Source organism: Mycoplasmopsis ciconiae (assembly GCF_036350065.1).
Classification (GTDB): Bacteria; Bacillota_I; Bacilli_A; order Mycoplasmatales; family Metamycoplasmataceae; genus Mycoplasmopsis; species Mycoplasmopsis ciconiae.
Map to the genome: position 1 here is coordinate 21,679 of NZ_JAZDWZ010000005.1, position 12,454 is coordinate 34,132.

At 27.7% G+C, this 12,454-nt stretch carries 5 protein-coding genes; 4 read left to right on the forward strand and 1 reads right to left on the reverse strand.

Going from position 1 to position 12,454, the window contains the following annotated elements; translation table 4 throughout:
* Positions 1-11: 11 nt before the first annotated feature.
* From glsA to V2E24_RS01865, 4 genes are all read left to right on the forward strand, one after another.
* Positions 12-941, forward strand: a complete 930-nt coding sequence (glsA, locus tag V2E24_RS01850) for a glutaminase A (protein WP_330500726.1) — start codon at positions 12-14, stop codon at positions 939-941.
* 11 nt (positions 942-952) lie between these two features.
* Positions 953-2,347, forward strand: coding sequence for a glutamate decarboxylase (locus V2E24_RS01855; RefSeq protein ID WP_330500727.1), 1,395 nt, complete (start codon positions 953-955; stop codon positions 2,345-2,347).
* Between the two features lie 207 nt (positions 2,348-2,554).
* A complete protein-coding gene (ptsP, locus tag V2E24_RS01860) occupies positions 2,555-4,264 on the forward strand; it encodes a phosphoenolpyruvate--protein phosphotransferase (protein ID WP_330500728.1) in 1,710 nt (569 codons plus the stop codon).
* 261 nt (positions 4,265-4,525) lie between these two features.
* Positions 4,526-11,785 carry a hypothetical protein gene (locus V2E24_RS01865; protein ID WP_330500729.1) on the forward strand — a complete coding sequence of 2,420 codons (7,260 nt, stop codon included), beginning with the start codon at positions 4,526-4,528 and terminating at the stop codon, positions 11,783-11,785.
* A 56-nt stretch (positions 11,786-11,841) separates the two neighbouring features.
* Here V2E24_RS01865 and V2E24_RS01870 read toward each other — a convergent pair whose 3' ends face one another.
* Positions 11,842-12,408, reverse strand: coding sequence for an ECF transporter S component (locus V2E24_RS01870; protein ID WP_330500730.1), 567 nt, complete (start codon positions 12,406-12,408; stop codon positions 11,842-11,844).
* Positions 12,409-12,454 lie beyond the last annotated feature (46 nt).

The window sequence follows — 12,454 nt, forward strand, 5'->3', positions numbered from 1 at the left end:
AAGAGAAGATAATGATTACAAATGAATTAAAAGCAAGTTTAAAAGAGTCTTTTGATAAATATAAAAACTTATCAAAAGGTCAAAATGCAAGCTACATTCCTTATTTAGCAAATGTCGAATCTTCCTTGTGCGCAGCATCTTTAGTTAGTGTTGATGGTGAAAAATTTAATATTGGAGATTCTCAATATCGCTTTGCGATAGAATCTATTTCTAAGGTGTGTACTCTAGCCTTAGCTTTAGAAGAAAATTCAGCTCAAACTATAAGAAATAAAATAGGTGATAGCCCAACGGGATTGCCATTTAATTCTGTTATGGCGTTGGAACTTCACAAGGACAAACCTTTATCTCCTCTTGTTAATGCTGGAGCTATAGCAACCACAAGCATTATTAAAGCTACAGATAAAGAAAATAGATGAGAAAAAATACTTAATTTTCAAAAATCACTGATGTCTGATATGGTTGAATTATCAGATGAAGTTAATGAATCTGAACAAACAACAAATTTTCATAATCGCGCTATTGCTTGATTATTATACTCGGCAAAAAATTTATATAGCGACGCTATGGAAGCTTGCGAAATTTACACAAGACAATGTTCTACATTGGTAAGTTCTGAAGATTTAGCTATTATGGCAGCAACTTTAGCTAATGATGGAATTCATCCAATAACAAAAAAACAAGTAATTAAATCACAAAACATTAGCCACATTTTAGCGGAAATGACTATGGAAGGTCTTTATGATAAATCAGGTGATTTTGCCTATTTTGTAGGTCTTCCGGGTAAAAGTGGTGTCGGTGGAGGGATCATGGCTGTAGTTCCGGGTAAATTTGGGATAGCCACATTTAGTCCACCTTTAGATAGTTACGGAAATAGTGTAAGAGGTTATGAGATAATCAAAGATTTCTGTAATAAAAATGGATTTAATTTATACAAAAAATAAAAGAAGGAAATATGCCATTACATAAAATTAATACAAAAGACGATAATGATAGTGTTTTTGGTAGTGCTATATCTGATATAAAATTACCAAAAAACAAAATGCCTGAAAATCAATCTAATCCAGATGATATTTTAGAATTAATTAAGGATGAATTATTTTTAGATGGAAACGCAAGACAAAATTTAGCCACATTTTGTCAAACATACGAAGAAAAACAAGTTCATGAATTGATGGATATATCTATAAATAAGAACTTAATAGATAAAGATGAATATCCTCAAACTGCTGAAATTGAACGTCGTTGTGTAAATATTATTGCTAATTTATGAAACGCACCTTCAGACTTATCACCTATAGGTACTTCTGGTATTGGTTCAAGCGAAGCCTGCATGTTAGGTGGTATGGCTATGCTTGAAAGATGGAAAGAAAAACGTCGCAAATTAAATAAACCAATTGATAAACCAAATTTAGTTTGTGGGCCTGTTCAAGTTGTATGAGAAAAATTCTGTAGATATTGAGACATTGAAATAAGACAAGTCCCAATGGAAAAAGATCGTTTTTATATGGATAGCGAAAGCATGCTTAAATATGTAGACGAAAACACAATTGGTGTTGTTTCAACATTTGGGTTAACATTCACAGGAGCTTTTGAACCTATTAAAGAATTAAGTGACGCATTAGATAAATTACAACAAGACACTGGATTAGATGTTGATATGCACGTAGATGCAGCAAGCGGAGGATTTTTAGCACCATTTTGTGCTCCTGATATAATTTGAGATTTTAGAGTTAATAGAGTTAAATCAATTAGCGCTTCTGGACACAAATTTGGTTTGGCACCTTTAGGGGCTGGTTGAGTTGTTTGAAGAGACAAATCTTACTTACCTGAAAAATTAGTTTTCCACGTAAATTACTTAGGTGGAGATATGCCAGTGTTTCAAATTAACTTTTCAAGACCTGCTGGACAAATTATTAGTCAATATTATCTATTCTTACGTTTAGGAAAAGAAGGATACAAAAAAATTCACTCAAACTGCTATGATACAGCTAAATTCATCGCTGACGAATTGAATAAATTAGGATATTTTGATTTAGTACATGATGGAGATCCAAATAAAGGAATACCTGCAACAACATGAAAATTCAAAGATGGAGTGGATTTAGGTTTTAATTTATACGACTTAGCTGATAAATTACGTGTTAGAGGCTGACAAGTCCCAGCTTATTCACTTCCAGCTAACGCTCAAGATATAGTTGTACAAAGAGTGTTAGTAAGACAAGGTTTTGGAAGAGACATGGCTGCTTTATTAATGGACGATATTAAAAATGCAATCGAACAACTTAAAGTTAATAAACCTACAGTTTCTTTAGACGAAAAAAGTGTAGGTGGATTTAAACACTCATAAAAAAACAATTCAAAAAGCTAACAATCTATCTGTTAGCTTTTTGAATTAATTTTTTTGAACATTTAATAGTTTAAAACACAAGTAAATTTTGAGCGTAATTTTTGTAAATCTTTCCACATTTCTTTATTTTATATATGTATTGACAAGGGAGCAAAATCTTTAAAGTATAAAATAATATTATTAAATACACATATAAAGGAGTTATTTATGAAAATAAAAGGAATTGGAGCATCTAAGGGTGTAGCAATTGCTAAGGTTTTTAAGATAGAAGAGTTACCTTTAGAAGTGACTAAAAACTCTGACGATCCCCAAAAAGAACTTAAACTTTATCAAGATGCAATTTCTAAAGTTACTGAGAAAATTAATAAAACAAAAGAACTTGCTCAAGATCCAGAACATGCAGCTATTTTCGAAGCTCATTTAAACTTTGTTACAGATCCATACGCAAATGAATCAATTACAAATATGATTTTAAATGACAAAGTTAGTGCCGAATACGCAACAAAAGAATTTTATAATCAATTTGCAGATATGTTTTTAGCTATGGATGACGAATATATGCGTGAAAGAGCTGCAGACGTAAAAGATGTAGCTAAAAAAATGTTATTTGCGCTTAATGGTATTGAAGAAGCTGATTTAGCTGCAATTGATACAGAAGTTATTATTGTAGCTGAAGATTTAAGCCCTAGTCAAACTGTACAATTGAACAAAAAATTCGTTAAAGGTTTTGTTACTAATATTGGTGGACCAACTTCACATACAGCAATTATGGCTAGAAGTTTAGGTATTCCTAGTGTAGTTGGGACTAATTCGATTATGTCAGCTTGCAAAAACGGAGACATTATTGCTTTAGATGGATCTAAAGGAGACGTTGTTGTTAATCCAACACAAGAGGAAATTAAAAAATTCGAGTTAGCGATGCAACAATATAAAGAATATCTTGAGAGAATTAAAGCACTTAAGGGAAAAGCTAGTGTTTCTAAAGACGGAAGACACATTGAAATAGCTGCAAACATCGGAACTCCAAATGATTTAATGAGTGTATTAGACAATGACGCAGAAGGAATTGGATTATTCAGAAGTGAATTTTTATACATGGATAATCAAAACTGACCAACAGAGGAAGAGCAATTCCAAGCCTACAAAAAAGTTCTTGAAGGAATGAATAATAAAAGAGTTGTAATTCGTACACTTGATATTGGTGGTGATAAAACATTAAAATACTACAAGTTCCCAGAAGAATTAAACCCATTTTTAGGTTATAGAGCTGTAAGATTTTGTTTACAAAATTTAGATATTTTTAAAACACAACTTAGAGCATTGATTAGAGCTAGTTATTATGGTAAGTTAGCAATTATGATTCCGATGATTACAAATGTAGATGAGTTTTTACAAGCTAAAGAAGTTTTTGAACAAACATATTTAGAATTAAAACAAGAAAATGCTCAAATAGCACCAAGAGAAAACATTGAATTTGGTTTAATGATGGAAACTCCTGCTGCAGCCGTATTAAGTGATGTATTTTGTAAATATGCAGATTTTGTGTCAATTGGAACAAATGATTTAATCCAATACTCAATGGCAGCTGATAGAATGAATGAAAACATCTCTTATTTATATCAACCGCTAAATCCATCAATTTTAAGATTAATTAAAATGGTTATTGATGGAGCTCACAAAAATAACAAATGAGCTGGTATGTGTGGCGAAATGGCAGGTGATTCAAAAGCATTACCTATCTTACTTGGTTTAGGTTTAGATGAATTTAGTATGTCAGCTTCAAATGTTTTAGCAGCTAGAGAATTAGCCTCAAAACTTGATTATCAACAAATGAAAGAATTAGCTAATAAAGCAATTATGTTAGATGATCAAACACAAGTTTTAGACTTACTTAAAAAAGAATTAAAAGACATTTAATTACTAAAAATAGCACGTTTTTAAAACGCGCTATTTTTATTTATAAGTGCTATATAAAGGTTTTAAAATTATAAAATTTTTATTTTCTATTAAAATAAATTTAAACAAGATCACTAAAGCATTTTAAAAAAGTGAATTCGTAATTAAAACAGCGATAAAAGTTTATTTTTTGTTAATTATTCAAAACATTAGAGACAAGATACATGTTTTGTTGAATTTAATAAAATTTTAAATATAAAAACTTTTATTTATGAGGTGATTATGAAAAATAACAATAATAATTCTGATAATAATAAAAAGAAAAAGAAAGTTATAATTATAGCTACACTAAGTTCAGTAGCTTTATTAGGTGGCGGATTAGGAGCTTTTTTCCTAGCTAAACAATGCAGTGCTAACAAAGAACTACGTTTAAATTCTTATTTAAAATTACAAGAAAAAATAAAAGAAGCAGATGAATTTTTATCAGGTTCAAAATTAGATAATTCCGAATCTGTTTTAATGGATCTAAGTTCAGAAAATGATTCAGCTAAAAAAGTTAATCAAGAAGATAATTTAGCAAAAATTGAAAAACAAACTAAAGATTTAGCTGATAAAATCGAAAAAGCTAATCAAAAATATAAACAATTAAACGATGATAACAAAAAAGACTTTAATAATAAAGCTGATAAATTAATTCAAAAAATCCAAAATAGCGATGATTTAACAAATAAACAAAAAGAAGATTTTTTAAGTCAGATTAATAATATTAAAACAGATTTATCAAATAATCCCGAGGCAGATTGAAAAGACTTCCAAAAAGCAATTAACGATTTAAGTAGAATTGAAAATGAAGTTGATAAAAAAATTGAAGATAATAAATTCTTAAAATCTGATTTACAAAATAACATTGACACTTTAAAGGACTCAGTTAAAAATAGCACAGATAATAACAAAGAAGCAATTGATCAATTCACTAAAAAAGTGAATGAAATAATTGATAAATATGGTGGTGTTAATCAAATAGACGACTTTCCGAAAGTCTTAAAAGAAATCGCTGATGCGCATGATTCTATTGTTTATGAATTTGAAAAAAATAAAACACCAAAAGAAAAATACGAATCTGCTCTTGAAAAAGTTAATAATTTAATTGAAAGCTTAAACGATTCTAATAAATATCCTAATTTAGTTGAAAAATTAAATAACCAAAAAAACAACGCTCTTTTAAATAGCGATTCAGAACATTCGACAGACGAATACATGCAAGCTACAGACGAATTGAATCAAATTTACAATGGCGGATTAAAAGATAAATTAGAGCTAGATAAACAAAGAAATAAGTATAAAGATAATGTTTCTAAGATTGAAGAATTGATTGAAAAAGTAAAAAATGTTTTCAATATTCAAGCGGATGAAATTAAGAAAGCTTTAGATGAAATTAGAGTTTCTAATGAAGACTTAAATAACAAAAATGTTGCCCAAATTCAAGAAATTAATGACAATTTAGAACAATTGTTTATTTCAGCCAACAATAAATTTAAACAAACATTAACTGCAAAAGATACTTTTGATAATGCCAAGAAAAATTTACAAGATTTTATTAAAAAACTAAATGAAAACGACAACCAAGAATTAATTAAACAAGCGCAAGATTTAATAAATAATTTAACAACAAAAAATGAAAATTCACAACAATCGCAAACATATTTAGAATCAGCTAAAGAAATTAGAGACTTTTTAAAAGATAATTTATCAAGAGTCTCAGAATCTTACGATGATAACGAATTAGAAAATGCAATTGAAGCGGTTAAATTATTTTCTCAAAATTATCCAGATAACACTTCTGTACAGGAAGATACAGCAAATAAGATTAATGAATATTCTCAATACTTAAATAATTCTGATGAAAGTTTTAAAAAACAAAAAGCAGATGAATTAAGAAATTGATTGGAAGATTATAAAAATAAAGTTAGACAAAATGATAAAGCGCAAGACGAATACGAAAACAATAAAAATAACTTAATTAAGAAAATCGAAAAAGATTTAAGTGATTACCCTCTAACTAAAAATAATTTATTAAATCAAGTTGATAAAGTAGATAAAAATTTACCTTCTTCACCTGTAAAACAGGATTATTTTGATGCTATTGATAAATTAAAAGAAATTAGTGATTCCTTAAACAAACACAAATCTGATTTAGATTTAGCAAATAGCAGATTTAATTTCGAAAAAGACCAAATTCAAGAATGATCTAACAATAATTTAAAAAATTACCCATCCATAAAAGAGAATTTTGATAAAAAAGTTAATGACATCATTGATACATTTAATTCGAATAATAACAACGAAAATATTGCAAAAATTAATGAACTGATACAAGAATTAAGAGATATCAAACGTGAAGCTGAAGAAGTTGTTTCTGTTAAAGGCGACTATGACAAAACATTACAAATCGCAAAGGAAATTATTGATTCAATTTCTGATAAAAATACAAAAGAAAACCTTTCAACACAAATAAACACAATAGATTCACAACTAAATCAAAAAAATCCTAAAAATAATGAAGATTATTTAAATGCCAAAAAAGAAATTGAGGACTTATTATTAGATTCACTTAAAGATAAGTATCAAAAAACATTAGAAAAAGCTAAAGAAATCGCTGAAGAAAAAAATGATGATATTCTTAAAAATAAACTTAATGAAATAGAGTCCCAAACAAACGATTCACACAAAAACGCTCAGTTATATATAGATCAAATACAAAAAATTGAGGATGCACTTTTAAGCAGTGATATTAAAAAAGCTATTGAAGATTTACAAAAATCAATTGACAAAGCAAACGAAACTAACCAAAAAATAGGTACAGCTAATACTAATTTATTTAACGATTTAAATGAATTCATAAAAGAAACAATTAAGCAAAAAAATATTTTAGAAGCGAATAACTCTAAAGATGTAGATAAATTTAAAGAACTTAAAAATCAATTAGAACAAAAAAGCCAAAATATCTATGATCAAGCAGTAAATGAAGAAATATCTGAATTTGAAAAAGCTGTCAACGCTGCCAAAGATAATTCTGAGAATTCTAAATTAGCACCAATATGAAACAGTGGCGTTGATAAAATAAAAAATGATATTTTAGATTGAAATTCTGTAAATAATTTGAATAATTTAACACCAACCCAAATTTCAAGTATTAAAGATGAATTTAATAATCAAATAAACAAACTTCAAAAAGTTAAAGATAATTTGGAAACCAAATTAACAGAAGTTAATAATATAATCGCAAATGAATCTCATAAAGATTATGAACCAAATTTAAAAGATAAAGTTGATAAAATATTGCAAGATTTATCGCATGACTTTAACAAAGATAATGTCGTGGATTCAACTAAAAAAATTGATGACTTAATTGACGAATACAACAATAAAAAAGCTTTATTAGACGAAAATAAAAACTTAGTAAATGAAGCTAAACAAACTCTTGAAAGTATCAAAGATTTAACAGATCAAAGTGCTTACAATAAATTAAACGACATTATCAATAAAAACACCGCTACAAGTGCAAATGATTCACAAGAGATTGCTTTATTCAATCAAAATCTTGTTGATGCAATTGCTGATGCACAAGCAGAAAAACGTAAAAATTCTAATGATTCAGCCGCATCAAAACAGGAGTTTGAAAAAGTAAAAAATGAGGCAGAAAGTTTAATTGAAAAAATTAACCAAAAAGGCGAAGAATACGCTGATGAGGCTAATAAATTACAAGAAAAAATCAATGATTTAACTGCTAAAACAAACCAAAATGACGCTAGCGTTAAAGATATTGAAAATAACATTGTTGAACTTAAAAAAGCTATAGATATAGCTAAAATGGATGTTGCTAAACAAGATTTAAATAATTTAATTTCTAAACTTAATCAAATTTATCAAAACAACGCCTCAAAAAATAAAGAAAACGACAATGAATATAAAAACATTCAAGATCAAATTCTTTCTCTATTAGAAAAAGCTAAAGAAGCTTCTGATGAAACCAACCCAGCTCAAGCTGAAATATCTTACTTAAATAAAGCTAAGAAACTTCAAAATGATTTTGATGATTTATATAATCAATTACAAAATAAATCTACTAATTATTTATTAGAACAAATAAATTCTTACAAATTTAGCCCTGATCAAATTGAATCAATAATCGAAGATAATTTTAATAATTTTGTTAATTCAGTTCGCGATGAAGCCGATAGAAGAATTCATAATGACAACAGCGATTCAGACTTTTACACACCTAAGCCAAATAATATTTTAGACGGCGTAAACGAAGCTAATAGTAAAATCGCGCCAATTAAGCAAAAGGTTATAGAACTAAGTGCAGCAATAAAAGATTTTAGAGATCTTTTAAACGCAGATAAAAAACAAGATAGCAATTCTATTTATCCTGATAAATATTTAAATGATTTATCTCAGTTAATAAGCACTGTTGACACATCAAAAATCAACATTAATGATTTAGAAAAATTAATTCAAGATGTTAATGCACTTAAAAATAATTATTTAGAGGAAAAAGAAAATAGAAATACTATTGTTGCTGATTTCAATAAAGTTATTGTTTCTGTTGATTCTTATCATAAATTTGTTACAGGGATTTCAACTACAGATTTATCAAGCGGAATTCTTGCGAGCGAATATCAAAAAGCTAAAGCGTTGTTAGATGAAACTAAGAGGGCATTAGATTCGACACAATATTCAAATGAAAAACTACAAGAAAAAATAAATTCAGCTAAAAATAAATTACAAGAAATCGTAAATAACTATAAACAGTCACAAAACGTTATTACAGATGCTATAAATAATGAGGTTGAATCTTTAAAATTACCAGAAAATTTAGATGATACCCAACAAAATAAAATAAATAAAGCTTATAACAAATACATAGATGAGATTGTTAAATCGCAGGATTTTTCAAGCGCTGATGCTACATTAAATCCTCTTGTATCTAAAATGTTGGATTTTTACAAACACAAAATTGATGAGTTAATAGTGCCTATTAACGATTCAAAAATTGTTATTGATAAATCTTTAGAAAATTTAAATCAATATTTTAATGAAAATTTACAAGATCCTAAATACGGAACTATTATTCAAGATATAAATAATAAATTGAACGATATTCTTGAACCGTTGGCATTAACTACTTCACCTGAGAAATTTAAAGAAACAGCCCAAAAAATAAACGATTTAATTTCAGAAGCTAAGAAGTTAAAAGATGTATTTGATTTAAACGAAGAAATAGCAAGTTTAAATGTTTTAGTAAACAAAAATCAAAGCTTAATAAATTCGCTTACAAATCCTAATTACCAAAAAATCAAAAATAACTTCCAAGGCCAACTAAATGAAATTGATAATTCTCCAAATGACACTATAGAAATGGTAAAAAGAGCAAAAGTTAGAGCTGAAGAACTTTATAACAATATTCAAAGTGAAAAACAAAAAATCGACCAACAGATAAAATCATCTAAAGATAAGTTACAAGATCAAATTCAAACATCTCAAGCGTTTGTTGATTCGTTAGACAAATCAAGTGATCAATTAAATAAAACAGCCCAAAAAATATCTGCAGTCATAACAGAAGCGCAAAATATTTTAAATGACAATAATTCACTTATTGCTAATATCGATCAGATTAGAGAAACACTTAAATCTATAACTGATGCAGAAGCGGGTAAATCACAAAAAGAAATACTTATTAATGATTTAGATAATCAAATTCAAAAAATACTTAATGACCCAGGAAACGGTATTATCGGTGGCGAAGAGTCAATTAATTTAATTAATGAAATTTCAAAAATTAAGGAAGAATTATCAAACCCAAATGCCAATATTGACGAGTTAGCAAGAAGATTAAAAGAAGCACTAGATAATTTGAAAAAATTTAGTGATTATCGTGCCAAAGAAATTAAAGATAAATTAAATGATCAAGTAATCGATCAAGCTAAAACCATTACTCAAAAAGATAATGAAATGCTTAATGGGATTTTAGATAGTTATATATCACCAGAGCCTAAACAATATGAAACATTGCTTATTAGAAAATCAACAATAAATTCAATAAAAGGATTTAACAAATTTACTTCTGATATGCAAAACAAATACTATCAAAAACTTCAGCAAAACCCAAACGATTCTATCGCAAGATTGATGGTAAAATCAATTGAGTCAACAGCTCAACAATACAGCATATTAGCACAACAAATTATAAATAACCCTAACTCTGACAATGATGATCTTTTCTGAGATAGAAGCACACAAGAAACTGTCAAGAAAATAATTAGTCGTTTTTATAATTCAGGATGAGCTATAGGTGAATATGGACTACTTCCTAAAATAATTGGTGAAAGATTATTAATAGAGCTTGAACCATATAATTTCAGTAGCAACTCCCCATCATTTATTCAGTTAGAGTTTTGTGGTAGTTACTTTTTAGAACAATGTCCTTTCTATAATAATGATCTATCACGTTATACAGGGAATTTCTGACACCCTAATTCTGGAGTTGAGAGAGCCGGTTCAATGGATTCTTCAATTATAGAAGCGCAGCGTGCTTCAAGGGGTATTGAATTTATATTTGTTAATGATGGTTTAATCCCTTATTCAACACAGGCTTATTTATACATTGATAGATTAAACGAAATATTCTATAATTTAGACGAAAACGTTAAATTATGACTTTCAAAAATACCTAAAAACGAAGATAAAATTCAATTTATTAAAGGTATTGAATATTTAAAACAAAAATACAATAAAGTTATTGATAATGTTTTAGCCAATATTTATACACCAACATACAATAAAAATGTTTCCTTGGTTGAAGCTTATAACCAAAAAGTACAAGAATTTAGAGATTATGTTGAAAATACACCAGCTAACGAAAGTATAAAAAAGGCTATGAAAGATTTTGCTAATAAAGTTATTTCAAAATCTAGTGAGCAAGATATTAATACTTTAAGCGATAAACAAAAATTAGAAATGATTGTTTATTTAGATAAATCATTAGCTAACTTGAAAACAAATAAACCTGGCTCAAACATACAAACATGAAAATTAACAGATGAGGCTCTAAGTGACTTAAGTGACCCAATTAACGCTTCAATTTTAGTGGATATTTATAGAAACTTCGTCGAGATTTCACAAAGTCTAGGAACAGACAATGTTAAGTGATTATCAAGAATGACAAACAAAAGCGTTTATGCTGTAGTCGATTCAAAAAACATTAATAGAAACTTAGTTGACGCTAGATTTGATTACGCTGACAAAGACACAAGAACTTATAGAGAATTCATGTGATCAAACGATAAAGATAAACAGTATAAACTTTATTTCTCATATGTTAAAGATGCTATATACACTAAGTTTTATAATGATACATCGCTACAAAGAACCGCATCTAACATTATAAACACAGCTCAAGAACAAAAAAACAATGGTCAAATAGATGAAGCTATTGACACTTTAAAAAGATTTTTAACAACTCAAAATATCAAGTTTTAAGAACAAAAAAATTAACATTTCAAAGATGTTAATTTTTTTAATTTATTTTTGAAGTTTTAATATCCTAAATTACTAAAAGTTTTTTTATTTAAATAGTTAGCCAAAGGTCATAAAGCAACACTAGCTACAGGTATAGCTAAAAATTCAACCGTTGCGTTAATTCAAATCACACTTATTCAAAAAACAAAAGGATTGTTATTTAAATTTTTTTCAAAAAAACTCAAGGGTGAAATTGCATTATGTAAAAAAATAAATGCACTAACAAATGTAGTGTTTAAAAAAGCTGCTAAAAAACCTAAGATAGCTACTTTTAATATGTTTAATTTTCCAAGTGCCAAGTAAATAAAATATAAAACAACACCAACTAAAATTCTAGGTAAAACGGCTATATCAAAATAAACAAAAAGTAAACTTCCGTAAATAAGTGAAGCAAATCAACTTCCAAAGCCAATATACACACCCATTAAAATCCCTCATTTGCGCATGTGAATAATCATAACAACCAACAATACTGTAACTATATTAAATGAAACAATACCAATTCTGATAATTCCCAATTGTCCTATTGTCATTATAAGCGCTAATGAAAGGTAAAAAGCTAAAAAAACTATTTTTTTTATCATATAACCTCATTTTTTCAAATATCTATATAATATTAACATATTTAAA